Origin of the sequence: Actinomadura formosensis (assembly GCF_050948385.1) — a bacterium.
Classification (GTDB): domain Bacteria; phylum Actinomycetota; class Actinomycetes; order Streptosporangiales; family Streptosporangiaceae; genus Spirillospora; species Spirillospora formosensis.
The window spans coordinates 4,696,788-4,721,569 of the sequence record NZ_CP192011.1 but is presented as its reverse complement, the minus strand read 5'-3'; the positions used below and the strand labels follow the sequence as shown (position 1 = coordinate 4,721,569).

Below are 24,782 nucleotides of genomic sequence, written 5' to 3'. Positions count from 1 at the left end.
GGAGACCGAGCTGACCTCGGTCAAGATCGTCGTCGGGGGCGGCTTCGGCGTCGGCAAGACCACCTTCGTCGGCTCCGTCTCGGAGATCATGCCGCTCACCACCGAGGCGGTGATGACCGCGGCCAGCGCCGATGTGGACGACCTGTCGGCCGTGCCGGACAAGACGACCACCACGGTCGCGATGGACTTCGGGCGCGTGTCGCTCGACAGCGAGCTGATCCTGTACCTGTTCGGCACCCCCGGGCAGCACCGGTTCTGGTTCATGTGGGACGACCTGGTCCGCGGTGCGATCGGCGCCGTCGTCCTCGTCGACACCCGCCGGCTGGAGGACTGCTTCGCCGCGGTGGACTACTTCGAGGAGCTCGGCCTGCCGTTCGTGGTGGGCGTCAACGGGTTCCACGGCGAGTTCCAGTACGCGGTGGAGGACATCCGCGACGCGCTGTCGATCAGCTCGCACGTGCCGATCGTCCAGTGCGACGCGCGCAGCCGCGAGTCCACCAAGCAGGTGCTGATCACGCTCGTCAAGCACGCGATGTCGATGCACGCGGGCGGTGCGCACGCCGGCGCGCCCGCGCAGCCCGGCACCACGTCCCCGAGCTGGACGTAGTGACCGCTTTGCCTACGGTCGCGTAGGTCGTATGCACGATGCATGATTGATCCCCATGATCGACCATGAATCCGTGCGGGGGTTGCGATGAGCGAAGGGCAGATCCGGACGTACGTGGCCCTCGGCGACAGCTTCACCGAGGGACTGAACGACCCCTGCCCGGGCGAGGAGGACTCCTTCCGCGGCTGGGCGGACCGGCTCGCGGAGCACCTCGCCGAGCGGAACCCCGGTCTGCGTTACGCCAACCTCGCGGTCCGGGGCAAGCTCGTCCGGCAGATCGTGGACGATCAGGTGCCGCGCGCCGTCGAACTGGGCCCCGACCTCGTCACGCTGTGCGCCGGCGGCAACGACATGATCCGCCCGGGCGCCGACCCGGACGCGCTCGCGGTCGTGTTCGACGACGCGGTCCGCCTGCTGCGCGGCACCGGCGCCCGGGTCGTGGTCTTCACCGGCTTCGACACCCGCGGCCTGCGCTCCGGCTCGCGCATCCGCGGCAAGGCCGCGACCTACAACATGCACCTGCGCGCCATCGCCGACCACCGCGGCTGCGACGTCGTCGACCTGTGGCCGCTGCGCGTCTTCTACGATCCACGCGCCTGGCACGAGGACCGCCTGCACCTCTCGCCCGAGGGTCACCGCCGCATGGCCCTGCTCGTCGCCGACGTGCTCGGCGTCCCCGTCGCGGACGACTGGCGGGAACCCTGGCCGCCCCTGGACCGTGCCGACTGGCTCACGATGCGCCGTGAGGACGTCCGCTGGGCCCGGACCTACCTCGTCCCCTGGATCGGCCGCCGGGCCACCGGCCGATCCTCCGGCGACGGCCGGACCCCGAAACGCCCGACCCCCCTCCCGTTGTAGGACGTCCGCTCAGCGGGTCAGGGCCTCGTCGAGGGTCGCGGTCACGGGGATCCGGCGGTGCAGGCCGGTGATCTCCAAGGCCCGGCGGATGATGGGACGGGGGCCGGCGAGGGTGAGGCTGCCGCCGGCGGCGGTCGTCGCCTTGTAGCAGGCGACGATGACCGACAGGCCGCCCGAGTCCATGAACTCCAGTTCGGCGAGGTCGAGAACGAGGTGTTCGCCGTGTTCGCGGCGCGCCTCGTTCAGGTTCCTGCGCAACTCCTCCGAGCAGGCGATATCGAGTTCTCCGCGCAGCCGCACGACGGTGCGCCCGCCGTCCGACCGCGTGGTCACTTCCAAAAGTGGCACGGGGGGTTCCCCTCCTGAGAGCACGGCATCGGCCGGAGGGCCGCCCGGCAGATGCTTTCCATCCGACAACTATCGCCGACGACGGGTCCCCTGCCAACCCGGCACGACGGGGTGTGCGCGATCTCGCCGGGCCATAGGGTGCTGTCGGACGTGATTGCCCGCTTCCGCTGCGTAGGAGAAGGCTCAGGTGCGTGCTCCCCGGCTGCCGGACCATCTTGAAGTGCTGCTCACTGAAGAGCCCGTCCTGGACGTGTACGCGCACGGTCCCTGGCGGGTGCCGGACGGTCTGTACGAGGAGATGCGAGAACGCGCGGTCGCCTACAACACCGACCAGCGCGCCGTCGTGCTGACGCGGCAGCTCAGCGACTTCTACGGAGACCGCACGAGCGCGGCGGGGGCCGAGCAGTGGTCGCTGCTGACGTTCCTGCTGGGCGCCTCGGCGGTCCGGGGCGGGTCGCGCGGCGATGTCGACTACGAGCTGCTGTCGGACTTCCTGGCCACGCCGGAGCCGGCGGTGCGCGAACCGGTGGCCTGGTTCACCCAGGGCGGGAAGTGGCGTCCGCCGGGGTTGTGGCTGCCCGAACCCGCGGGGGACGACCCCGAGCGGCGCGCGGTGATGTTCGAGCTGGCGCGGGCCGGGCTGGAGGTCTTCGAGGGCCTGGAACCGGTGGAGCGGCGCCGGAAGGCGCTGATGGGGCTGTTCGACCGGCGCGCCGCCGACCCGGCGCTGCGTAAGGCCGACATGACCGTCCCGAACCGGCGGCTGGAGGACGCCTGGACCGCCGGGCTGACCGAGGAGGAACTGGCCGTCCTGCCCGAGCTGGCGGGGCCGGTCGGGTACCTCGGGTGGGCGTGCGAGGGCCTGGACGCGGCGCACGAGCGGCTGGCCGGGGCCGTCGCCGACGGGGACGAGCCCGATGCCGCGCTGGCCCGGCTGCTGCTGGCGGCCGAGGCGCCGGTCGTCCCGGCCGAGCTGGCGGTGGTGCTGGGGACGGCGCGCTACGAGAACGTGGAGGAGCGGTTCCGCGCGGCGCGCGAGGGGTTCTCCGCCGAGGAGTGGCAGCTCGACGTGCGCGCGTGGCTGGCCCGGGGCCTGGTCGCGGGGGAGGCGGACGCGGCCCGCGCCTGGCTGGACATGGCGGTGCGCTTCACCGGCTCCGTGCAGGGCCTGCCCGGGGCGCCGGTCACCCCGCGCTGCCGGGTGCCGGTGCGGCCGTTCCAGGCCGACCTGCGGCGGCTGTTCACCGCCCGCCGGGTCCTCAACACGCTGACGTTCGGTACCGGTGAGCGGGAGAACGACGCCGGGCGGGAGCGGCCCGCCGAGGTGGCGGAACCGGGGCTCGTCGGGCAGCCGGAACTGTCCCGGGCGCTGCGGGACGCGGTGAGGGCGCGGCTCGCGGGGGAGCGGGCCGTCCGGCTGCTCGTCGCCGGGCCGGAGGGCACCGGAAAGGGCACCGCCGCCGAGATCGTCGAGGAACTGCTCGCCGAGGGCGGCGCCGTCCGGGAGGCGCTGTGGATCTCCGATCAGGTGTTCGCGTCGCTGGGGGTGAGCGACGCCGTCCTGTGGCTGCAGGCCCGCGTCCGCGACTGCCTGGAGGGGCGGATGCTCCTCGTCGTGGACGACCTGGAGAAGCTCGCCGCGAGCGAGCGCTGCGGCGCCGCCGCCGTGGAGGAGCTGCGGCGGCTCATGGCCCGCGCGCCGTCCCTCAGCGTGGTCGCGCTGTGCCGCCCCGGCGGCGACCGGCGGCTGTTCGACGCCAACCCGGCGCTGGTGCGCGCGTTCGACGTCGCCCGCACCCGCGACTTCACCGAGGACGACTTCGCCGAGCTGTTCACGCTGGCCGTCGCGCGGCGCGGCGCACGCGTCGCCCCGCAGGTCGCGGCGGCCGCCGGCGGCATGCTCCGGCGTACCCCGCCGCTGCTGAACCTGCGCGGTGCCCGGCTGGTGGCGCACATGGCGGGCGAGGCCGTCGCGGCCGCCGTCGCGCGGGAGGAGGACCCGGTCGAGGTCACCGGCGCCGACCTGCCGCAGCGCCTCATCGCGGGCCGTCCCGCCGAGGCCGACCCGCTCGCCGAGCTGGCCGCCTGCATCGGCATCGGGCCGGTGAAACGCGAGGTCGAGGCGCTCGTCGCCGAGGCCAAGGCGGCCCGCCTGCGCCGCGAGGCGGGCATGTCGGCCAGGCCGCGTCCCCGGCATCTGGTCTTCACCGGGAACGCCGGCACGGGCAAGGGGAAGGTCGCCCGGATCCTCGGCCGTGTCTATGCCGATCTCGGCGTGCTGTCGTCCGGTCACCTGGTCGAGGTGGAGCGCGCCGACCTGCTCGGCGAGTACGCCAGCGAGAGCGTCCTGCGGGTGCGGCGGGCGGTGGAACAGGCGCACGGCGGCGTCCTGCTGGTCCGCGACGCGCACGCCCTGGTGTCGGTGTCGGCGGACGCCGCGCGCGGCCGGGAGGTGCTGGACGTGCTGCTGACCAGCGTCCAGGCGCACACCGAGGACCTCGTCGTGGTGCTGGCCGGCCCGCACGCGGAGATGAACGGGCTGCTGAAGGCGCATCCCGACCTCGCCGCGTCCTTCCCCCGGACGATCCGGTTCCCCGACCTCACCGACGACGAGCTGGTGGAGGTGTTCGCGGCCAAGGCCGCCGACGCGGGGTTCGAGCTGGCCCCCGGCGTCGTGGACAAGGTCCGCGGGCTGGTCGAGGCGGCGCCGCGCGAACGCGGCCTCGGCAACGTCCGCATCATGACGAACCTGCTCGACCGGGCGGTCGCGATGCAGGGCCGCCGGGTCCTCGCCGACGGGATCGTGGACGAGACCGAGTCCCTCGATGTGATCCTGCTGGAAGACGTCCCCGACACGCTCACCCGCGGCCGCGACGACGTGCCCGGCGACCCGCTCGCCGAGGTCGAGCGGCTGATCGGCCTCGCCGACATCAAGCGGGAGGTGGCCTCGCTGGTCGCCGAGGTCCGCGCCGAGCAGTTGCGGCGCGATGCCAAGGTCTCCCCGGCGTCCCCCGCCCGGCACATGGTGTTCATGGGCAGTCCGGGCACGGCCAAGACGACGATCGCGCGGCTGATCGCCGCCGTGTTCGCCCGGCTGGGTCTGCTGTCGTCCGGCCATCTGGTGGAGGTCACCCGCGCCGACCTCGTCGCCGAGTTCGTCGGGCAGACCGCGCCGCGGGTGCGGGGCGCGGTCGAGCGCGCTCTCGGCGGCGTGCTGTTCGTGGACGAGGCGTACGCGCTGTCGTCGTCCGGCGGCGACCGGCGCGACTTCGGCCACGAGGCGATCGCCGAGCTGCTGCGGCTGATGGAGGAGCACCGCGGCGACCTGGTGGTCATCGTGGCCGGCTACGACGCCGAGATGGAGCGGTTCCTGGGCGCCAACCCGGGGCTGAAGTCGCGTTTCCCGAAGAAGCTGCGGTTCCCCGACTACGCCGACGACGAACTCGTCACGATCTTCGAGTTCATGGCGGCGGAGGCCGGGTTCGAGCTCGCGCCCGGCGTCCTGGACCAGCTGCGCGGCCTCGTCGCCGCGCAGCCGCGCGGTGCCTCGTTCGGCAACGCCCGGCTCGTCCGGAACCTGCTGGAGGCGGCGATCTCCCGGCAGGCGCAGCGCATCACCGCCAAGGACGACGAGGGCCGTGAGATCGACGCGGCGGAGGTCGGGCTGCTGCGCCCCGAGGACCTGCCCGACGCCCCGCCCCGCGAGGAGGACGGCGGCTACGGCCTCTACATCTAGCCCGCCTGCGCCTGCGCCTGCGCCCCCTCGCCCCCGTACGCCGCCGCCTGGAGGGAGTACAGCTCGGCGTAGAGGCCGCCGCGGGCCATCAGCGTCGCGTGGTCGCCCTCCTCGATCACCTTGCCCCGCTCCAGGACGTAGATCCGGTCGGCGTGGCGGACGCTGGCGAGCCGGTGGGTGATCAGCAGGACCGTCCGGCCGCCGGCGTGCGTGCGGATCCGCTCGAACAGCTGGTGCTCGGCCCGCGCGTCGAGGGCGGCGGTGGGTTCGTCGCAGACCAGCAGCGGGGCGTCGCGGAAGAAGCCGCGCGCCACGGCGAGCCGCTGCCACTGGCCGCCCGACAGTTCGGCGCCGCCCTTGAACCGGCGGTCCAGCAGCGTCCCGTAGCCGCGGCCGAGGTCCGCGACGACCTCGTCCGCGCCGGACGCGCGGGCCGCGGCGAGCATCGCCGGGTCCTCCTCCCCGCCCTCGGCGGGCTCGCGCCCGCGGCCCATCGTGATGTTCTGCCGCGCGGTCATCGGCCAATGCGTGTACTCCTGCGCGATGACGGCGATGCGCTCCCACACCTCCTGCGGCGGGACCTCGGTCAGCGGCACGTCGTCCCACCGCACCTCCCCGGCGTCGGGGTCGTACAGGCACGCCATGATCTTCGCGAGGGTCGTCTTGCCCGACCCGTTCTCGCCGACGAGCGCGACCACCTCGCCTTTGCGCAGGTCCACCGAGACGCCCGCGAGGGACGGCGTGTCCGCGCCCGGATAGGTGAACGTGACGTCGCGGACGCGTATGCACGCGAAGTCGTCCGGCAGCCGCCCACGCTCCCGCGCCGGGGCGGCCGGCAGCGCCCGGTGCGGGATCCGCTTCTCCGCCGCATCGCAGAAGGCCAGGTAGTCGCCGAAGTACAGGCCCTCCTCGTAGCACTGGTTCACGGCGAACACGAGGTTCGCCAGGGAGGACTGGCCCGCGCGGATCGCGAGGACCGCCGTCCCCGCCACGGCCAGCGGTACCGCGCCCTTCCACAGCATGAGGCCCAGCGCGACGTAGACGGCGGCCGTGGCGACGCCCTTCAGCACGTCCCCGGTGACCCGCGCGACCGTCTGGCGGCGGGCCAGGTCGAGTTCGACGCCCCGCTGGTAGGCGGCCGACCGGTCGTACTGGTCCAGCAGGAACGCCCGCATCGTGAACGACCGCACCTCGGCGGCGTGCTTCCGCTCGACCATCAGGTCCGACAGGATCCACTTGCGGCGCGTGACCTCGACCAGGGCGAGCATCGTCAGGTACTGCATCCGGGCGCTGCGCAGGGACGCCCAGCCCTCCGGCACGGCCGTCAGCAGCAGCAGCGGCAGCAGCAGCGGATGCAGCACGCCGAGCGTCCCGGCCGCCGCGAGCATCCCGACGGCCCCGGTGAGGACGTCCACCGCCTGCTGGACGACCCGCGACGCCGACGCCATGCCCCGGGTCTGCGCGCGCTGCAACTCGTCCAGGAAGTCCGAGTCGTCGAGCGCGGCGAGATGCACGGCGGTCGTCGCCTCGTACAGCCGCAGTTCGGCGAGCCGGGTGACCTGGGGCCGCAGCCGCGACTGCGCCCAGCCCGCGCCCGCCTGCAGCCCGGCGCGCAGCGCCACCGCGCCCGCCACGAGCGCCAGCGACGGCAGCGCGTCGCGGACCCGGCCGGGCGTCGGCCCGGCGCTGAACAGCGCGGTGAGCACGCCGGTCGTCGCCAGCAGCCAGAACGCCGTGAAGATCCCCGCCGCGAGGTTGAGGGAGATCGTCGCGACCGTGTCGGCCCGGCTCGCCCGCCACGCCAGCCCCGCCGCCTGGACGATCACCGCCGGGAGCCGCCGCGCGACCGTGCCGAGTCCCGTCTCGGCGAGTTCCCGGTCCTTCGCGTGCCAGAGGTGCGTGGACAGCTCCGGAAGGTCCGGCCCGGGACGTGACCGCTCGTCCCGGTGGGCTCTCCGCCGGCCCGGCCGCCCTGAAAACCGCCGTCCTGTCCCCATACGCCGCCCTCCATGGCCTAGTGCCGGTCAGGGGGCAGTGTGCGCCGTGAGGGGGACGGTGTCCGCTTCATTTGTCACATAGCGCGGTTATTTGTTCGGTCGGACATTCATGCGGAGGATGGACGCGCGGATCCGGCGGGTTGTCTAGGGTCTACGCCATGAACGATGGCCGGCAGCAACGCCACAGCGCCTACGGGCGCGACCCGTACGAGGACCGTTACGACCCGCATGACGACCCGCACGCGGGCGACCAGCTCGCCGGCGGCCGGTTCGACCAGGGCGGATACGGGGACGGGCCGCGCGGTGGGGCGCGGCCGCGGCGCCGGCGTCGCTGGCCGCGGGTGCTCGGCGCACTGGCGGCCGTTCTGCTGCTGCTCGTGGTCGGCGGTTACTTCTACCTGGACTCGCGGCTGAAGCGGGAGTCCGTCCTGGTGGACTATCCCGGCCGGGTCGCCGACACCCCGGGCACGAACTGGCTGATCGTCGGGTCCGACAGCCGGGAGGGCCTGTCGAAGGCCGACCAGAAGCGGCTCGCCACCGGGTTCGCCGGGGGCCGCCGCACCGACTCGATGATGCTGCTGCACTACGGCTCCGGCGGGACGTCCCTCATCAGCCTGCCGCGCGACTCCTACGTCCCCATCCCGGGGCACGGGTCGAACAAGCTGAACGCGGCGTTCGCGTTCGGCGGCCCCAAGCTGCTCGTGCAGACCGTGGAGAAGAGCACCGGGATCCGCATCGACCACTACGCCGAGATCGGCTTCGGCGGCTTCGTCGGCGTGGTGGACGCGGTCGGCGGCGTCGACATCTGCGTCAAGGACGACATCAAGGACCACAAGGCGGGGCTCGACCTCAAGGCCGGCTGCCAGACGCTGAACGGCGGCCAGGCGCTCGGCTACGTCCGGACCCGCGCGTTCGCCCGCGCCGACCTCGAACGGGTCGAGCACCAGCGGCAGTTCTTCGCCGCGCTGATGAAGAAGTCGACGAGCCCGGGGACGATGCTGAACCCGTTCCGCAGCATCCCGCTGGCGATGAACGCCACGAGCAACTTCCTGGTGGACGACGGCGACCACCTGTACGACCTGGTCCGGATGATGTGGGCGATGAAGGGCGTCAGCGGCGGTGGCGGTGTGACGACGACCGTCCCGATCGGGGGCGGCGGCAGCTCGGCGGCGGCCGGCTCCTACATCACGTGGGACAGGGCCAAGGCGTCCCGGCTCTTCGACGCGCTGAAGCAGGACCAGCCGATCCCGCAGGACGCCATCACCAAGTGACGGACGGCTCGGTGACGGGCGCGGATACAGTCGGATCATGTCCGATGTGACGCCAGAGGGCGCGGAGCTGGACGAGCTGTCCACCAGGGAGCTGCACGAGCGCGCGATGAACCTCGCCAGGGAGCGGCACGACGTCGGCTTCGTGTGGGACCTGCTGCGCGCGATCCCGGCCGCCGCGGCGGCCACCGGCGAAGTCGGCCGCGCCGAGTTCGACCTGTTCCACGGCCTGTCGCTGCTGGAGGAGTTCACGCACGCGGGTGAGGGCGAGGTCGGCGACGCGCTCAGGCCCCTGTACATCGAGTACCTCGCCGAGCACGCCAAGGGGACCTGATCGTCTCTTTGTGCCTTCTTGATCTCTGTTCGACCGCCCATGGGAAACACTCTGCGTAGACAATCGACCGCAGAGGGTGGTTGAAGTGAGCAAGAAGCCCGTGAAGATCGCCGCCATCGCCTTCGTGGTGTGGTACGTCATCAGCAGGCCGGAGGGGGCCGCGAATCTCGTCACCAGCGCCCTGAGCGGGCTCGGCAACGCGGCGGAGTCGTTGTCGCAGTTCATGAGCGCCCTCCCCAACTGACGGGCGGCTCCCCGCCCCCCGCTCCCGCCGGCGCGGGGCTTCTGTGCGCGCGGGGCACCAAGCGGTGGCTCCCACGGCACAGTAAAATCGCGCTTTGCGGGCAGACACGGCTGGGCACAATTGGGATCGGGTCAATTGTGTCGCGTGCTACAACCAGGGACGGGCGTACAGATGAAGAAGAACCTCCGCTATGTGGCGATCGCCTTCGTCATCTTCTACCTGCTGAGCTCACCGACGGACGCGGCGGGAGTGGTCAACAACGCTTTCACGCAGCTGGGTCAGGCGGGCAACCAGCTCGCCGCCTTCGTGAACGCCTTGGGCAAGTGATCGCCGCGGGCGGCTGAACCGGGCCGGCGGTGCGGGTCCCCCCGTCCCGCGCCGGCGGCATGACCGGTGAGGATGGGCCGGTCTCGGGGGTGATCTCCTAGTATCGGCCCATGTCTGTCTTCGACGTAGAGATCGGCGACCTGCGCGGAGGCTCGGCGGACCTCGGGCAGTACCGAGGCAAGGCCGTCCTCATTGTCAACGTCGCCTCGAAGTGCGGCCTCACCCCGCAGTACTCCGGCCTGGAGCGGCTGCAGGAACGGTACGCCGGACGCAGCTTCACCGTCCTTGGCGTCCCCTGCAACCAGTTCATGGGCCAGGAGCCCGGTACCCCGGACGAGATCGCCGAGTTCTGCTCGACGACGTACGGGGTCACGTTTCCGATGACCGAGAAGATCGAGGTCAACGGCGACGGCCGGCACCCGCTGTACCGGGACCTCGTCGGCACCCCGGACGCCGGGGGGCACACCGGCGACATCCGGTGGAACTTCGAGAAGTTCCTGATCACCCCGGACGGCACGGTGGCGGCGCGGTTCGCGCCCCAGGTCGAACCGGAGGCGGACGAGGTCGTCTCCGCCATCGAGAAGCACCTTCCCGCCTGAAACGGACGCGCCCTCCGCCCCGGAGGGCGCGTCCCGGTCGGGGTGTGAATCGCGCCACATCGCGACGGTCTCCGCGGCCCTCACGGGCGTCGGCCACGCTCCCGCCTCGGCTCCAGGGTTCAGCTCGGGCCGCGGGTGATGTCCCAGTCCAGGGTGGCGGGAACCGCGCCCTCCAGCGTCAGGAGCCAGCGTTTGACCTCGACGCCGGAGCCGCCGCTGTAGCCGCCGAGGCCGTTGGAGGCGACCACGCGGTGGCAGGGGACGATCAGCGGGATGGGGTTGCCGCCCATCACCTGGCCGATGACCTGCGCGTGGACGCCGGTGCCGCTGCGCTCGCCCAGTTCCCCGTAGGTGACGACCTGCCCGTAGGGGACGGACTCGTGCAGGGTGCGGAGGACCTGCCGCTGGACGTCGGTCGTGAGACGCCAGTCGATCGGCACCTCGAAGTGCTTCAGGTCGCCGGCGAAGTAGTCGCGCAGCGCCGACAGGGCGGGAGCCGTCCGGCCGGGGGCGGCCACGACGGGCAGGCCGGTCGCCTTCGCGGTGCGGGCGCGGGCGGCGGGGGTGTCGCGGAAGTGCAGTGAGACGACGCCCGTCTCGGTCTCGCTGACGAGCAGGCGGCCGAGCACGGTGTCGACCGTGCCGAACGCGAGGGTCTCGGTCATCGTTCAGCGCTCCTTCCCGGCGGTTCAGCGTCCCATATGAGGCCGGTGTTCCTCGCGGCACCGGCTCTTCCTGTAACACCGGAGCGCGTCCTTACGTTGCGAGCGCACGGTGGAGCCGCGCGGACTCCTGCACCAGGCGGCTGGAGCCGCCGCGGGCCGCCGTCTCCGCGACGGCCGGGATCGTGCCCCCGGCGCCGATGATCTCGGCCTGGCGGGTCGCCAGCGCGATGAGGTCGGGCAGGCCGGCCGCGGCCCGTTCACCGGGCGCCGGGAGCGCGTGCGGGAGCGCGGCGGCGAGCAGCGTCCAGACATCGGCGTGGGCGCCCGCGTCGGCGGCGGCGGTGAGGGACTTCACGGCGCGGGTCAGGGTGAGGCGGCCGCGGGCGGCCAGCCTTCCGAGCGCCGCGCCCGTGCCCTCCGCGGGGAGGGCGCCGCGGGCGCTCAGGGCGAGGAGCGCCTCGACGGCGTTCGCGCGCTCGTCCCGGTGCCGGTTGGCGAGGGTCATGGCGAGCAGGGTCGCAGTGGCCGCGCCGGTGGGACCGTCCGCCTCGGCCAGGTCGAGCAGGATGGCGCCCTGGGCCAGGGTCTCCTCGTCGGTGCCGGCCAGGCGCGGGACGAGATGCGCGGCGGCGACCTCCCGGTGGGAGGGCAGCATCGACGGCCAGAACACGGTGGAGGCGGTGTGGTTCGGCCGGCCGAAGTCCGTCCAGCCGTCCTCCGGGAAACGGCAGAGGTGGGCGATGTCGGAGTCACCGGGCACGTCCACCGTGGACAGGATGCGGGTCGGGAGCCGGAGCGCCCGGCCGCGGACGGTCGCGACCGGCTCGTCGAGGATCCGGCACTCGACGCCCGGGTCGGCGAGCCCGCCCGCGGCGAGCCAGGCCGCGACCGTCCGCCCGGCCTCGGACACCAGCCGCCTCGCGCGCGCCACGGCCTCCCGGTCGATGTCGCGGGGGACGCGCAGCATCGCCTGCGCGAGATCGGCCCGTCCCGGCTCCGTGCCCGTCTCCTCCAGGCGTTCGAGCCGCCTCACCAGGACGTCCGGGGCGATGTGGCCGCTGCCTTCGGTCGGCGTCGCGAGCAGCACCGGCACCGTCCCGACGGCGGACGCGATCTCGTGCCTGCGCAGGGTGAGGAAACGCTCCAGCTGCGGCTCGGACACCGTCCCGGACTTGCGGGACCGGCCCCTGAGCAGGGCGGCGAGAACTCTGGGCAGGTGGTGCGACGTCCTCGGGAGAAGAAGGCTCCGCACCGGGAACTGGACCCAGCTTTCCTGGACAACGTGTTGCATGTACGAGTGGCCTGCGGGGTTCGCGAGCCACGGCGCCATGTCATCGGCGGGTCTCCTGAGCGCCTCGCGGGTCGCCTCCAGGTCGCGGTAGGCGAACTCGACGAGTGCGGCCAGGAAACGCTCCTGTGCCCGCCACTCGCCGGTGGAGCGCAGCAGGACGGTGAACTCGTCGGCCAGTTCGGCGAGGGAACCGATCGGGGCGGGCGCCTCGCGCGGGACGAACGGCGGCGGACCCGCCGGCGGCTCGGGCTCGGCGGCCGCCTCGATCTCGCCGAACGCCTCCGCGACCGGCTCGCGCAGGGCTGCGGGCAGCCCGGCGGCGGCGTCCCGGACCTCCGCCCGCACGGACCCGCCCGCGTGGGCCGCGTGCCTGGCCGCGATCTTGACGGCGCGTTCCCGGAGGTCGAGGGCGTCGGACCCGAACACGGCGGTGAGGGCGCGCAGGGTGGGCTCGACCCGGTCGCGCCCGCGGGCCGTCCTGTCGAGCCAGGTCAGCGCGGCCCGGACGAGCTTCTTCTCCGGCCGGAACAGCAGGGCGCCGGCGGCCTCGCCGAACAGCTCGGCGTCGAGGAGCCCGAGGTCGTCGGCCCGGCGCACCTGCTTCAGCGCGAGATCCGCGACGGTCGAGGGAGCGGCCGGCAGCAGCCGGACGTAGTCGCGCACGCGGGCGGCCGTCTCGTCGTCGGTCGGCGCCAGCCCGTCGTGCAGCTGGGCGAACCAGCGGAGATCGCGTGCGGTGCCGCCCCGCAGGAAACGGCTGACGCAGCCGTCCAGGAGGGCCGTGCGGTCGAGCCGGCCGGCGCGGGCCAGAGCGGTGAGCGAGCCGGCCCAGGTGCCGCCTCGGGCATCGTCCCATCCGGCTCTCGCCCGGTCATCGGCGAGGGCGGCTCCCACCCCGTCCACCTCGAACAGCTTGGGGACGAGGGTGTCCAGGAACGGGTCCTCGGCGAGTTCGCGGGGACGTACGCCTTCGGTGGCCCAGCCCACCACGAAACCATCCGACACGGGCGGCCTGGCCCCCGCGGATCTGGTGAGCGCCGCCGCCATGTGCCACAGCGGCGAGTTGCCCTCCGTAAGGCGGATGCGGTCGGCGACACGGCGGGCGACCTCCGCGCGCCATTCGGCCGGACGGGCGGCCGTGACCGCGCACAGCGCCTCGCACAGGCCCGCATAGCGGTCCCTGCTCCACCACAGGCGCAGGTCCCTGCGGCACAGCCAGGTGGCGGCGGCCACTACACCGCTGATCGTCCCCGCCCCGGCCACGAGCAGCGACTCCATCGCCTCCTGCCACAGGAACCCGTACTGCGACGCCGCGCGCATCTCCCCGATCCGTCCGGGGAGCTGCCCGGCGACGGTGCGGCGGGCGGTGTTGTCGAGCTCCATGACCAGGCGCGCCGTCGTGTCCCGGTCGCCGGCGTCGATCGCCTTCCGGATGTCGTCCCACGCGCTCATCGCCCGGCCTCCACGCGCACCTCGCGGCGGACGATGCGGGCGGCGAGCACGTGCTTGCACGGCCCACGCTCCCCTCGGTGGTCGAACCACCACGGGCACGTGCACGTGACACGGTCGCCGTCGAAGCGGACGCGGCGCTCACTGCCGTTGCTCAGCACGGTGGCCGTGTCGCCGCCGGTGAACCGCACGGCACCATCCTCGACGAGCGCGCGCGCCGAACGCAGCCGCGGGTTGAGGCCCGCGACACGCGCCGGGTCGTAGGGCAGTTCGCGGTGGAAGAACGCGGCCTCGGCGGCGTCGAAACCCACGCGTCCGGACGTCCCGAGCTGGATCAGCCCGGCCTTCGTCCGCGCGAGCGTGAGGCCAGAGCGCTCGGCGAGGAGGCCGGGTTCGACACGCGGCTCGAAGGACAGCAGTGCCCCGAGCAGGTCGGCGTCTCCCGCCGCCTCGTCGGTCGAGATGGCGTCCAGCACGGCGCCCTCGCCGGAGAAACCACGTGAGTTCTCCGGCGACAGCGTCAGGATGTACCGCATCCCCGGGAGCTCCAGCTCCCAGGCGCTCGACACCGGTCCGCTGCCGCCGGTGACGGGCGGCCCGTAGACGCGCAGGGTTCTGGCGAAGCGGAGCAGCGGCAGCATCGTCCGCAGGCGGTCGGTCCCGGCCAGGCACACCGCCCCGGCGGCCGGACGGGTGGTGAGCCGCAGCGTACGGCCCGCCGGAACGGCCCACATGACCCCGCGGGACCCGCGGGGCAGCGACCGCAGGAACCGCACCGCGTCCGGCCCCCTCAGCTCGCCGCGCGGATCGAACCCGGCCGTGCTGACCTGCACCTCGGCGAAACCCCGGAGCCACCGGTCGGGCAGCGGCACCTTCTTCTCCACGACGGCGCCGTCCATGGTCGTCACGGCCAGTTCCCCGGCGCCCACCGCGAGATGCAGCGGATCGGAGCCGCCCACCCGGGCGAGGGCCTCCCGCAGCGGGCCGTTCACGTCCACGTTCGTCGTGCCGCGCTCGTGCATCTCGCCGTCCAGCGCGGGCTCCAGCACGTCCAGCCGCGCGTAGACGCCACCGCACGCGGAGAACGACTCCATCCGGATCCGGTCGCCGCCGCACGTGACGACCGGATCGCGGAACGCCGTGGGACGCGGCTGGAAGTACCGCGTCTGCGCGACGTCGGCCAGCGCGAGAAGCGCCGCCGCGGCCGGCGCCGCCTGGGTGAGCACCCCGCTGAAGAAGTGCGGATGCGCCCGCGGCCCGCCGGCCGTCGTCCCGCCCGACGTGGACAGGCCGAGTAGGCCGCCGTCCAGTCCGGACGGTCGCATGTACGTGTACGCCTGCGCGGCCCCCGCCGCCACCGTGCTGCTCGCCATGTCCGGGAACGTAGGGCACGCCCCCGACAAATCCGTCCGAATTCGCGATCAGGGGATTTGACCTGGGAAAAGGAGAGCGAGTTCGCGGGGATGGGTGGCGATGAGGCGGAGTTCGTCGTCGGTGAGCGGGCGGCCCGTCTGGGCGTTGCACAACTGGACGAGCTTGAAGGCGAGGTCCTCGTCGGCGGGCTCGATGCCCAGACCGTCCATGACGTGCCTGAAGCCCGCCTTGCCGCCGTACTCGCCGGTGAGCACGACGCGTCCGGGACGGGTGTGCCAGTCGTCCGGGAAGGGGCCGAGGGTCTCCTCGTCGTACAGCTCGTAGTTGCCGTGGTCCTTGAGCGCGCCGTCCGCGTGGATGCCGGACTCGTGCGCGAAGGCGTTCCGGCCCACGCCGACCTGGTTGTAGGGGAGCGGCTGGCCGAACGCGTAGCTCGCCCACAGTGCGAACCGCCGCGCCCACGACAGGTCGATCGGGTCGCCGATCTCGATGCCGCGATCCTCCAGCCCGAACCCGTGCCGGAACGCGAGGATGGTGGCCAGCAGGTCGGCATTGCCCGACCGCTCGCCGATGCCGTTTATGCACGTGTTGATCCACGCGTCCTGGCCGGCCTCCAGGTCGCCGAGCGCGCCGCTGACGGAGTTGGCCACGGCCAGGCCGAGGTCGTTGTGACAGTGGGTTTCGACCGGCATCCCTACGGCGGACGCCAGTTTGGCGAAGCGCTCCCTGACGCGGTCGGGCGTGTCACCGCCGATCGTGTCGCAGTACCGGACGCGGTCGGCCCCGGCCTCCTTCGCGGCCAGGGCGAACTCCTTGAGGAAGCCGTCGTCGGTGCGGGAACCGTCCTCGGCGTTGACCCCGACCGTCCGGGCACCGCCCGCCTTGGCCGTGCGGACGGCCGCGACCATCTCGCGGATGATCGCGTCCCGGTCGAGCCGGCCCCGGAACTTGTTCGCGATCATGTAGTCGGACGTCGAGATCGACAGGTTGTAGTGCGCGAGCCCGGTGCCGCCGGCCCGCACCTGGACGGCCTTCTCCACGTCCCGCGCGACGCCCCGGCACCAGCCCGACAGCCGCAGCCCGCCGAAGGCGCCCGCCGCCGCGAGCGCGATCTGCGCCCGCACGTAGGGAACCTCGTGGAACAGGAACGGGAAGCCGATCTCCGACTGCGCCACGCCGAGTCGTCCCAGGTAGAAGTTGACCATCGTCTTGCCGAACTTGGACAGCCCGGTCCGGGCCGTCTGGACGCCGTCGCGGTTGGTGACGTCCAGGAAGTGAATCTGGGGCATGTCCTCAGATTGACAGCGGAATCTATATGTATCAATATTGACGATAATCAATATTAAGAGGCGATGACGATGGAGAACCCGCAGGTCAGGGGTTGGATCGACGCCAAGACCGCCGCCGAGCGGCTCGGTGTGAAGCCCGCCACGCTGTACGCGTATGTGAGCCGGGGCGTCCTGCGCCGCAAGCACGCCCCGGACGGGCGCCGGAGCCTCTTCGACGCCGCGCAGGTCGAGGAACTGGCGCGACGCGGGAAACCGCGCCGCCCGCCCGGCCCGGGAGAGCTGGCGATCGAGTCGGCGATCACCGCGCTCGGCGCCGACCGCCCGTTCTACCGGGGACGGGACGCCTTGGCCATGGCGGAGACCCGCACGTTCGAGGACGCCGCCACCTGGCTCTGGACGGGCCGCGACGAAGACCCCGGAGCCTGGCGGGCCCGGGAGGACGGTGTCGCCGCGGCCGTCGCCGCCCAGTCCGGGCTGCCCGCCGGCCTCCTCCCGCTCGACCGGCTCCAGTTGATCGTCACGGCGCTCGCCGCCACCGACCCGCTCCGCCACCACCTCGACCCCGAAGGCGTCACCGCGACCGGGCGGGCGCTGGTCGCCGGCCTCATCGAGGCCCTGCCCCCGGCCGGCGGCACCCCCGGCACGGGACGGGTCGCCGAGCGGCTCTGGGGCCGCCTGTGCCCGCATCCGCCCGAGCCCGGCGGCCTGCCGCGCGCGTTCGAGGCCGCCATGATCCTGCTGGCCGACCACGAGCTGGCCGCCTCCACGGTCGCCGTGCGGGTCGCCGCGTCCGTGCGCGCCGACCCCTACGCGGTCGTCGCGTCCGGGCTCGGCGTCCTCAGCGGGCCCCTGCACGGCGGCGCGTCCTACGGTGCGGAACGGCTGATCGCCGAGGTCGCCGACCCGGCGTCCGCGTCCCGCGCGCTGGGCGAACGGCTGCGCGCCGGCGAGCGCGTCCCCGGCTTCGGGCATGGCGTCTACAAGTCGGGCGACGGGCGCGGCACCCTGCTGATGGGCCTCATCCGGTCCGCGGCGCCCGGTCATGAGCGGCTCGCCGCCGCCGAGGCCGTCCTGGACGAGGCCGCGCGCCGCCGCCTGCCCCCGCCCAACATCGACTTCGCGCTGGCGACGCTGGGCGCGGTCGCCGGGCTCGTCCCGGGCGCGGGGGAGGCGATCTTCGCCGTCGCGCGCACCGCCGGATGGCTCGCGCACGCGCTGGAGGAGTACGGCCGGCGCGGCCCGCTGCGTCCCCGCGCCGTCTATGTGGGCCCGCCGCCGTGAGACGGGGTCGGGGGCGCGGCCCGCGGAACCGGGGGTAGGCTCGGTGGCGTGCGACGGTTCCTCACCCCGGGCTGGCTCGGGCTCCACGCGCTCGCGATCATGCTGTGCGGCGCGTTCCTCGGGTTCGGCTGGTGGCAGTTCGACCGCGCCCAGTCCGGCAACGACCGCAGCTGGGCCTACACGTTCGAATGGCCGATCTTCGCGATCTTCGTGATCGTGATGTGGGTCAAGATGATCCGGGACGAGCGGGCCGGGATCAAGCCCGCGCCCATGGTGCTGGAGGAGCCCGCGGAGGCCGAGGTCAAGCGGGAGATCATCAAACGGCACGAGGAAGAGGACCCCGCACTCGCGGCCTACAACCGCTACCTCGCCCGGCTCAACTCCGAGGGCCGCGGACGCCGCTGACCCCTCCGGCGGGCGTCCCGGCCCGCTGAACGAAAGGTGTGCTCCTGTGGAAGGCGCGGTGACCAGGTACCGGATCCTGGCGCTGATCGTCGGGACCCTGCTGGTCCTGCTGACGATCGGGATGGTCCTGAAGTACGGGCCGACCGACATGCCGGAGATGGTGGCCGTCGTGTCGCCGATCCACGGCCTCTTCTACATGGTCTACGTGGGGCTCGCCTTCGATCTGTGGCGGCGCACGGACTGGCCGCTCACCAAGATGGTGTGGATCGTGCTCGGCGGTGTCGTGCCGCTGATGACGTTCTTCGTCGAACACAAGATCGTCCGTGAGGTGCGCGCGCTGCCGCCGGCCAAGGCCGAAGCGAACGCCTGACCCCACCCCGGGGGCTGGCACATCACCTTCCTTCCGGCGTAACGTTTGACTCAGTCAAACGTAGGAGGCAGGGCATGGAGGTGACCCAGGAGGACGTCGGCACGGTCCGCGCGTTCAACCGCTTCTACACCGGCGTCATCGGGGTGCTCGGCGAGGGGCTCGTCCGGTCGCCCTACTCCCTCACCGAAGCGCGGGTGATCTTCGAACTGGCCCAGCGGACGGACACCGAGGTCCTCGCCCTGCGCCGCGCGCTCGGTCTGGACGCCGGCTACCTCAGCCGGATGCTGGCCCGCTTCGAGGCCGACGGCCTCGTCGTCCGCGAGCGCGCCGCCGGTGACGCCCGCCGCCAGATCGTCCGGCTGACGCCGCGGGGCCGCGAGGTGTTCGCCATGCTGGACGAGCGGACCGTCGCCGAGATCCGCGGCCTGCTGGACGGGCTGGCTCCCGGTGACCGCCGCCGGCTGCTCGCCGCGATGCGCGCGATCCACGCCGTTCTCGGCGACCGCCCGCGCTCGGACGGTGTCGTGCTGCGCCCGCTGCGTCCCGGCGACCTCGGCTGGGTGGTGGAGCGCAACGGCGCCCTCTACGACGCGGAATGCGGCTGGGACCGCACTTACGAGGCGCTGGTCGCCTCGGTCGTCGCCGGCTACGTCCGCGACCACGACCCGGAGCGGGAGAACGCGTGGATCGCCGAGTCGGACGGCGTCCGGGTGGGCGGTGTGTTCTGCGTCAAGCGGGAGGACGGCGTCGCCCAGCTCCGGCTGCTGCACGTCGAGCCGGACGCCCGCGGCATGGGGGCGGGGGCCGCGCTGGTCGACGCGTGCGTCCGGTTCGCGGCCGAGGCCGGCTACCGCGAGATCATGCTGTGGACGACGGCGCTGCAGCGTCCGGCGCACCGCCTCTACGAGCGGGCCGGGTTCGTCCTCGACGAGGAGGAGCCCCCGGCCGAGATGTTCGGGGACGTGGTGCACGGCCAGGTCTGGCGCAGGAAGCTGTGAACCGAGGCCCGTGGAGGGTGTCGCTCTTCCACGGGCCTCAGTTTCGCAGCGATCCCTTACTGCGTTGGCGGCCGGGACGGGGGTCGGACGAAGTTCCGGCCGCCTGTGCCTACCGGCGTGACGCCGGTTGTTGTGAGGGCTGATTCCCACCTCCCCTCCGGTCCGGCCGGGCGGGGGTGTGACGGCCCGCCCGGCGAGGGGGGAGAAACGCCACGGGGGCGGGGGGCGCCGGGGCCCGGGGGAGGCCGATGCGCGGGGCCGGTCCGGTACGGCCGAGGGCCCGAGGTGTGTCGCGGCGCGCCGCCGCCCCGGTACCCGCTGGGGGACGGGGTCCGCCGGGGCGGAGCGCGCCGCGAACGTCCTCGGCCGTACGGACCGGGCCGCGTGGGGAGAGGGAGACGAGAACAGGCGGGGCCTCGTGCTCGGTGCGTTCTGTGCGCCGCATCCGGCCCCTCCTACGTTTCCGGCCCGGGACTTTGCCGCCCCGAGAACCCTTCGTTCACCCTGAGTCACGAACTCGTTGCTTTAGGTACCCTTCCGTCATGCGCATGTAAACGCGTTCCGAGTAAAGAATCAAGATCGCGAAGCGGCCTTTACCTGCGCATTGCCCGCCCGGCCCGCCGAACCGGGGAACGGGCGCCGGCGGCCGGCCATCCGCGCGCGGCAGGCGGCTTCGTCCGCGGAACCGGCGGTGGCGGGTGATCGCTGAGAGCGAACGTTGCTGCGGAAACAAAGTTGTGCTCCGTTTTCTTGAGTGTGTATGACTCAACTTGAGGTTGGGTCTGCGAACGGACTTGGAGCTGAGCATGAGCGAAACCCTGACGCTGCCGGTGCTGCCCCTGGAGGACGGGGTCGTTCTGCCCGGCATGGTGGTCCCCCTGGACCTCTCCGGGAACGGCGAGGTGCGGGCGGCCATCGAGGCCGCGCGGGCGGTGGCCGAATCCACGGGCCCGGGCATCCGGCCGGCCGGCAAGCCGCGGGTGCTGCTGGTGCCCAGGCTGAACGGGCGGTACGCCGGCGTCGGCACGCTCGGCGTGATCGAGCAGGAGGGACGGCTGCCCGGCGGGGAGCCGGGCGCGGTCGTCCGCGGCGTGTCGCGGGTGCGGATCGGCACCGGGACCACGGGGCCGGGCGCGGCGCTGTGGGTCGAGGGGACCGTGATCGAGGCGCCGCCGGCGTCCGGGCGGGCCCAGGAACTGGCCAAGGAGTACAAGGGCCTGGTCAGCGCGATCCTGCAGAAGCGCGGCGCGTGGCAGGTCGTGGACGTGGTGCAGCAGATCGACGACCCGTCCACGCTGGCCGACAACGCCGGATACGCCCCGTACCTGACGGACGAGCAGAAGATCGAGGTCCTGGAGACCGTCGACGTGGTGGAGCGGCTCACCCTGCTGATCGGGTGGACGCGTGACCACCTGGCCGAGCTGGACGTGGCGGAGACGATCCGCAAGGACGTCCAGGAGGGCATGGAGAAGACGCAGCGGGAGTTCCTGCTGCGGCAGCAGCAGGAGGCCATCCGCAAGGAGCTGGCCGAGCTGAACGGCGACCCCGCCGACGAGGAGGACGACTACCGGGCCCGGATCGAGGCCGCGAACCTCCCGGAGAAGGTGCGCGAGGCGGCGCTGAAGGAGGTCGACAAGCTGGAGCGGTCGTCCGACGCCTCGCCGGAGGGCGGCTGGATCCGCACGTGGCTCGACACGGTCCTCGACATCCCGTGGAACGACCGGACCGAGGACGCCTACGACATCGCGGGCGCCAGGGAGATCCTGGACGCCGACCACGCCGGGCTCGATGACGTGAAGGAACGCATCATCGAGTACCTGGCCGTCCGGAAGCGGCGTGAGGACCGCGGCCTGGGCGTCGTGGGCGGACGCCGTAGCGGTGCGGTGCTCGCGCTGACCGGTCCTCCTGGCGTGGGCAAGACCTCGCTTGGCGAATCGGTCGCGCGGGCCATGGGACGCGAGTTCGTCCGTGTCGCCCTGGGCGGCGTCAGGGACGAGGCCGAAATCCGGGGGCACCGCCGTACCTACGTGGGCGCCCTCCCCGGACGCATCGTCCGTGCCATCCGGGAGGCCGGTTCGATGAACCCGGTCGTCCTGCTGGACGAGGTCGACAAGGTCGGTGCCGACTACAGGGGCGACCCGACGGCGGCGCTGCTGGAGGTCCTCGACCCCGAGCAGAACCACACCTTCCGGGACCACTACCTGGAGGTGGAGCTCGACCTCAGCGACGTGCTGTTCCTCGCCACGGCGAACGTGGTGGAGGCCATCCCCGGGCCGCTGCTCGACCGGATGGAGCTGGTGGAGCTGGACGGCTACACCGAGCACGAGAAGGTCACGATCGCCCGCGACCACCTGCTGCCGCGCCAGCTCGACAAGGCCGGGCTGGAGGCGTCCGAGGTGGCGTTCGGCGACGACGCGCTGCGGCTGCTGGCGGCCGAGTACACCCGCGAGGCCGGCGTCCGGTCCCTGGACCGCTCGATCGCGCGGGTCCTGCGCAAGGTCGCCGCGAACGTGGCGCTGGAGAAGGCGGCGCTGCCCGTCCGTATCGGCGCGGACGACCTGAAGGACTACCTGGGACGGCCCAGGTTCACCCCGGAGGTCGAGCTGAGCCGCAACGAGCGCCGCACCGGCGTGCCGGGTGTCGCGACGGGCCTGGCGGTGACCGGCGCGGGCGGAGACGTCCTCTACATCGAGGCGTCGCTGGCCGACAAGGAGACCGGTGACACCGGCGTGACGCTCACCGGGCACCTCGGCGACGTCATGAAGGAGTCGGCCCGGATCGCGCTGTCCTACCTGCGCTCGCGCGGCGCGGAGCTGGAGCTCCCGGTCGGCGACCTGAAGGACCGCGGCGTGCACGTCCACGTGCCCGCCGGCGCGATCCCGAAGGACGGCCCGAGCGCCGGCATCACGATGACGACGGCCCTCGCGTCGCTGCTGTCGGGACGGCCGGTCCGCGCGGACGTGGCGATGACCGGCGAGGTGTCGCTGACCGGGCGGGTGCTGCCGATCGGCGGCCTGAAGCAGAAGCTGCTGGCCGCGTCCCGGCTCGGCATCACCACCGCGATCGTGCCGAAGCGCAACGAGCCCGACCTTGAGGACGTCCCGGCCGAGGTGCTGGAGAACATGACGGTCTTCACCGTCAGCGACGTCCGCGAGGTGCTGGAACTGGCCCTGGAGCCGGCCACCACCCCCGTGGCGGTCTGATGCCGTGAGAACGCCCGCGCCGGGTGGCGCGGGCGTTCTCATATGGGGCATTACGGATTGCCGAAACCACGGGACCTGCATGGACGGGGGTGAAGCGGGGATCTGAGGTCAGATGTTGGTGGAGATGTGGCAGCCCGCGGCGGCGGGCGAACGAGTTCCGTGGTACGTCATCGCACTGCGCGCGGTCGTGGTGGCGATCGCGCTGGGCCTTCTCGGTGTCTTCTTCTATGTCGCGTTCAAGCTCACGCTGACGCCCGTCCATGACAAGGGCCAGGCGGGCGGGAACACAGATCCGGGCGACTCGCTCCGTTTCTACATGGACCGTCCCACTAAGGAAGCCCTCCTCCAGATAGGAGGCAACCTCGCGCTCCTGGCGCCCCTTGGCATCCTGCTTCCCCTTGTTTGGACGACCCTACGCGGCCCCATACGCCTGGCCCTGGTGACCGGTGTCCTCTCCCTCGCCATCGAGACCGTCCAAGGCACCCTGGTGATGGGCCGAGCCTTCGACATAGACGACGTCATCCTCAACGTGGCCGGCGTAGTGCTCGCCTACCTGCTCCTGGGCCGCCGCCTATCGAGAACCCTCCGCGGCACCTAACGAGGGGTCAGCTGAAAGACCCTCAGCTCGCGGTGTGCGCGTTCCACATAGCGGTCGTAGACGGGCCAGACGGCGGTCAGGCGGGGCCAGATCTTGGCGCGTTCCGCGTCGTCCAAGAGGTGGGCGGTGACCGGAACGCTGCGGCCCTGGAAGCTGACCTCGGCGTCAGGGTTCTTCAGCAGGTTGCCCGTCCAGGCGGGGTGCTTCTCGCGGCCGAAGTTGGAGCCGACGACGTACCAGCCGCCGTCCGGGTCCGGAAGGCAGGCGAGCGGCGTCTTGCGGGGGAGACCGCTGACGGCGCCGGTCGCGGTCAGGACGAGGCTCGGAACGAGGAGCTGGCCGAGCATGAGCCGTCCGCCGGAGACCTTGTGCAGCGTCCGGTCCACGGGCGGGACGACCTTGGGCCCCACCTTGGAGAACCATTCGGCGGCCGAGATCTGCTGGAAGACGGGGCCGAGCGTGCGCTGGACGAGGGTCGGCGCAGGCTTCTCCTTCGAGGCGAGCCACCCCACCCGGCGCGGGTTCAGATGACCGCTCTCGGCCAGCCAGCGCAGCGCGTCGGCGACGGTCTCCTCGACGGGACGCAGGGTGAGGTCCAGCGCCTCCAGGATGGGGCGGTCGTCCGTGGGGGCGAGCGTGACCATGTATTCGGCGGCGTCGCGGGTGAGCGGATAGTCGAAGTGGTGGATGCGCTTGGCCGTGTCCAGCGCCGACCCCAGCCCGAGCATGGCCCGGGACGGGACGCGGACACGGCGGCACCTCACCCCCGTGAGGCGGTCGCAAAGGTCGGCGTACTGCGGCCATGTCAGGTAGTGGCCGCCGAGCACCCAGCGGCTCGGCCCTTGCCGGGCCTCGACGGAACGCGCCAACGCCTCGCCGAGATCGCGGACGTCGAGGACCGAAACCCCGCCGCCCGGAAGTGGCCACACCTTGCCGAGCGCGGCGGCGAGCCCTTCCATGAGCGCGTCCAGCCTGGGCTGGTTCGGGCCGCACACACCCCCGGGGTAGATGATCGTGACCGGCGCGCCGTCCGCCTGCAGTCCGCGCACGTAATGCTCGGCCGCCAGCTTGGACCTGCCGTAGGCGGTGCGGGGGTGGGCCAGAGCGTTGTGGGCGGTGATGACCGGCCCGGACGGCGGTACGAACACCGCGACGGTCGACACGTGGATCACCGGGGCCAGGCCGCGGGCGACGGCGCCGCCGACCACATTGCGGGTGCCCCGGAGGTTGGCCTCGATCAGGTCACCGGCGCCGCCGGTCACGCCGATCGCGGCGGCGGCGTGGATGGCGGCATCACAGCCGTCGATCGCCTCGGACACGGCGTCCGCGTCCAGCATGTCGCCGGGGACGAGTTCCACGTCCTCTGCCGCGACCCCCACCGAGTGCAGGACCTTGGTTGTTTTACCGGGGTCGCGGACCAGCGCGCGCGGCCGGTGTCCGGCGTCCAAGAGGGCGCGGACTGTGTGGGAGCCGACGAACCCCGAGGCGCCGGTGACGAAGATCCGCATGGGGCAAAACTAGCGTTCGGGCACATCTGTGCG

21 protein-coding genes are annotated in these 24,782 nt (G+C 72.6%); 14 read left to right on the top strand and 7 right to left on the bottom strand.

From position 1 onward, the window contains the following. Nucleotides 1–10: 10 nt before the first annotated feature. Nucleotides 11–607: a GTP-binding protein gene (locus ACQP1N_RS22285; RefSeq protein WP_067799658.1), complete on the top strand. Its 597-nt coding sequence runs from the start codon at nt 11–13 to the stop codon at nt 605–607. A gap of 87 nt (nt 608–694) precedes the next feature. After that, entirely contained in the window at nt 695–1,465 is a 771-nt protein-coding gene (locus ACQP1N_RS22280) for an SGNH/GDSL hydrolase family protein (protein ID WP_067799634.1), read from the top strand. A 9-nt stretch (nt 1,466–1,474) separates the two neighbouring features. Here ACQP1N_RS22280 and ACQP1N_RS22275 read toward each other — a convergent pair whose 3' ends face one another. Then, nucleotides 1,475–1,798: an STAS domain-containing protein gene (locus tag ACQP1N_RS22275; protein ID WP_067799636.1), complete on the bottom strand. Its 324-nt coding sequence runs from the start codon at nt 1,796–1,798 to the stop codon at nt 1,475–1,477. Nucleotides 1,799–2,033: 235 nt separating this feature from the next. Here ACQP1N_RS22275 and ACQP1N_RS22270 point away from each other — a divergent pair, with 235 nt between their 5' ends. Beyond that, complete coding sequence (locus ACQP1N_RS22270; protein WP_433226412.1) at nt 2,034–5,549, top strand: AAA family ATPase; 3,516 nt, start codon at nt 2,034–2,036, stop codon at nt 5,547–5,549. Here the strand turns inward: ACQP1N_RS22270 and ACQP1N_RS22265 are convergent. Then, the gene (locus tag ACQP1N_RS22265; protein WP_433226410.1) at nt 5,546–7,546 is read right to left on the bottom strand and encodes an ABC transporter ATP-binding protein; all 2,001 of its coding nucleotides are present in this window, start codon (nt 7,544–7,546) and stop codon (nt 5,546–5,548) included. The genes ACQP1N_RS22270 and ACQP1N_RS22265 overlap by 4 nt on opposite strands. Nucleotides 7,547–7,704: 158 nt before the next feature. Here ACQP1N_RS22265 and ACQP1N_RS22260 point away from each other — a divergent pair, with 158 nt between their 5' ends. From ACQP1N_RS22260 to ACQP1N_RS22240, 5 genes are all read left to right on the top strand, one after another. After that, nucleotides 7,705–8,817 (top strand): LCP family protein, encoded by a 1,113-nt coding sequence (locus ACQP1N_RS22260; RefSeq protein WP_433226408.1) that lies wholly within the window; start codon nt 7,705–7,707, stop codon nt 8,815–8,817. Between the two features lie 37 nt (nt 8,818–8,854). Beyond that, a complete protein-coding gene (locus ACQP1N_RS22255) occupies nt 8,855–9,148 on the top strand; it encodes a hypothetical protein (protein WP_067799642.1) in 294 nt (97 codons plus the stop codon). Between the two features lie 85 nt (nt 9,149–9,233). Beyond that, a complete protein-coding gene (locus tag ACQP1N_RS22250; protein WP_165488407.1) occupies nt 9,234–9,392 on the top strand; it encodes a hypothetical protein in 159 nt (52 codons plus the stop codon). Nucleotides 9,393–9,563: 171 nt separating this feature from the next. Then, on the top strand, nt 9,564–9,719 hold the full coding sequence (locus ACQP1N_RS22245; protein WP_165488408.1) for a hypothetical protein: 156 nt from the start codon (nt 9,564–9,566) through the stop codon (nt 9,717–9,719). A gap of 110 nt (nt 9,720–9,829) precedes the next feature. Continuing rightward, nucleotides 9,830–10,318 (top strand): glutathione peroxidase, encoded by a 489-nt coding sequence (locus ACQP1N_RS22240; protein WP_433226405.1) that lies wholly within the window; start codon nt 9,830–9,832, stop codon nt 10,316–10,318. A gap of 119 nt (nt 10,319–10,437) precedes the next feature. On the opposite strand, the gene ACQP1N_RS22235 is transcribed toward ACQP1N_RS22240, so the two are convergent. From ACQP1N_RS22235 to ACQP1N_RS22220, 4 genes are all read right to left on the bottom strand, one after another. Beyond that, the gene (locus ACQP1N_RS22235; protein ID WP_433226403.1) at nt 10,438–10,983 is read right to left on the bottom strand and encodes a methylated-DNA--[protein]-cysteine S-methyltransferase; all 546 of its coding nucleotides are present in this window, start codon (nt 10,981–10,983) and stop codon (nt 10,438–10,440) included. A 91-nt stretch (nt 10,984–11,074) separates the two neighbouring features. Further along, a complete protein-coding gene (locus tag ACQP1N_RS22230) occupies nt 11,075–13,726 on the bottom strand; it encodes a DUF6493 family protein (RefSeq protein WP_433226401.1) in 2,652 nt (883 codons plus the stop codon). Continuing rightward, nucleotides 13,723–15,096, bottom strand: coding sequence for an SWIM zinc finger family protein (locus ACQP1N_RS22225; protein ID WP_067802969.1), 1,374 nt, complete (start codon nt 15,094–15,096; stop codon nt 13,723–13,725). The genes ACQP1N_RS22230 and ACQP1N_RS22225 overlap by 4 nt, the downstream gene beginning before the upstream one ends. Before the next feature lie 48 nt (nt 15,097–15,144). Beyond that, entirely contained in the window at nt 15,145–16,386 is a 1,242-nt protein-coding gene (locus ACQP1N_RS22220; RefSeq protein ID WP_067802965.1) for a LeuA family protein, read from the bottom strand. Nucleotides 16,387–16,449: 63 nt separating this feature from the next. Here ACQP1N_RS22220 and ACQP1N_RS22215 point away from each other — a divergent pair, with 63 nt between their 5' ends. The 6 genes from ACQP1N_RS22215 to ACQP1N_RS22190 all read left to right on the top strand — a co-directional run bounded on the left by ACQP1N_RS22215 (nt 16,450) and on the right by ACQP1N_RS22190 (nt 23,241). Continuing rightward, nucleotides 16,450–17,667, top strand: a complete 1,218-nt coding sequence (locus ACQP1N_RS22215) for a citrate/2-methylcitrate synthase (RefSeq protein ID WP_433226399.1) — start codon at nt 16,450–16,452, stop codon at nt 17,665–17,667. 48 nt (nt 17,668–17,715) lie between these two features. After that, nucleotides 17,716–18,072: a hypothetical protein gene (locus ACQP1N_RS22210; RefSeq protein ID WP_067802962.1), complete on the top strand. Its 357-nt coding sequence runs from the start codon at nt 17,716–17,718 to the stop codon at nt 18,070–18,072. Between the two features lie 46 nt (nt 18,073–18,118). Then, nucleotides 18,119–18,442: a DUF3817 domain-containing protein gene (locus ACQP1N_RS22205; RefSeq protein WP_067802959.1), complete on the top strand. Its 324-nt coding sequence runs from the start codon at nt 18,119–18,121 to the stop codon at nt 18,440–18,442. A gap of 74 nt (nt 18,443–18,516) precedes the next feature. After that, nucleotides 18,517–19,440, top strand: coding sequence for a bifunctional helix-turn-helix transcriptional regulator/GNAT family N-acetyltransferase (locus ACQP1N_RS22200; RefSeq protein WP_433226396.1), 924 nt, complete (start codon nt 18,517–18,519; stop codon nt 19,438–19,440). A gap of 806 nt (nt 19,441–20,246) precedes the next feature. Beyond that, nucleotides 20,247–22,643, top strand: a complete 2,397-nt coding sequence (gene lon / locus ACQP1N_RS22195; RefSeq protein ID WP_067802953.1) for an endopeptidase La — start codon at nt 20,247–20,249, stop codon at nt 22,641–22,643. Nucleotides 22,644–22,755: 112 nt separating this feature from the next. Beyond that, a complete protein-coding gene (locus ACQP1N_RS22190; protein WP_433226394.1) occupies nt 22,756–23,241 on the top strand; it encodes a VanZ family protein in 486 nt (161 codons plus the stop codon). Here the strand turns inward: ACQP1N_RS22190 and ACQP1N_RS22185 are convergent. Next, complete coding sequence (locus ACQP1N_RS22185; protein ID WP_433226392.1) at nt 23,238–24,749, bottom strand: nitroreductase family deazaflavin-dependent oxidoreductase; 1,512 nt, start codon at nt 24,747–24,749, stop codon at nt 23,238–23,240. The genes ACQP1N_RS22190 and ACQP1N_RS22185 overlap by 4 nt on opposite strands. Between the last annotated feature and the right edge of the window lie 33 nt (nt 24,750–24,782).

Coding starts and splice junctions, on each gene's coding strand:
- ACQP1N_RS22235 (WP_433226403.1), bottom strand. CDS start 10,983: ATGACCGAGACCCTCGCGTTCGGCACGGTCGACACCGTGCTCGGCCGC.
- ACQP1N_RS22230 (WP_433226401.1), bottom strand. CDS start 13,726: ATGAGCGCGTGGGACGACATCCGGAAGGCGATCGACGCCGGCGACCGG.
- lon (WP_067802953.1), top strand. CDS start 20,247: ATGAGCGAAACCCTGACGCTGCCGGTGCTGCCCCTGGAGGACGGGGTC.
- ACQP1N_RS22215 (WP_433226399.1), top strand. CDS start 16,450: ATGACGATGGAGAACCCGCAGGTCAGGGGTTGGATCGACGCCAAGACC.
- ACQP1N_RS22255 (WP_067799642.1), top strand. CDS start 8,855: ATGTCCGATGTGACGCCAGAGGGCGCGGAGCTGGACGAGCTGTCCACC.
- ACQP1N_RS22265 (WP_433226410.1), bottom strand. CDS start 7,546: ATGGGGACAGGACGGCGGTTTTCAGGGCGGCCGGGCCGGCGGAGAGCC.
- ACQP1N_RS22280 (WP_067799634.1), top strand. CDS start 695: ATGAGCGAAGGGCAGATCCGGACGTACGTGGCCCTCGGCGACAGCTTC.
- ACQP1N_RS22225 (WP_067802969.1), bottom strand. CDS start 15,096: ATGGCGAGCAGCACGGTGGCGGCGGGGGCCGCGCAGGCGTACACGTAC.
- ACQP1N_RS22200 (WP_433226396.1), top strand. CDS start 18,517: ATGGAGGTGACCCAGGAGGACGTCGGCACGGTCCGCGCGTTCAACCGC.
- ACQP1N_RS22220 (WP_067802965.1), bottom strand. CDS start 16,386: ATGCCCCAGATTCACTTCCTGGACGTCACCAACCGCGACGGCGTCCAG.
- ACQP1N_RS22185 (WP_433226392.1), bottom strand. CDS start 24,749: ATGCGGATCTTCGTCACCGGCGCCTCGGGGTTCGTCGGCTCCCACACA.
- ACQP1N_RS22240 (WP_433226405.1), top strand. CDS start 9,830: ATGTCTGTCTTCGACGTAGAGATCGGCGACCTGCGCGGAGGCTCGGCG.
- ACQP1N_RS22190 (WP_433226394.1), top strand. CDS start 22,756: ATGTTGGTGGAGATGTGGCAGCCCGCGGCGGCGGGCGAACGAGTTCCG.
- ACQP1N_RS22260 (WP_433226408.1), top strand. CDS start 7,705: ATGAACGATGGCCGGCAGCAACGCCACAGCGCCTACGGGCGCGACCCG.
- ACQP1N_RS22245 (WP_165488408.1), top strand. CDS start 9,564: ATGAAGAAGAACCTCCGCTATGTGGCGATCGCCTTCGTCATCTTCTAC.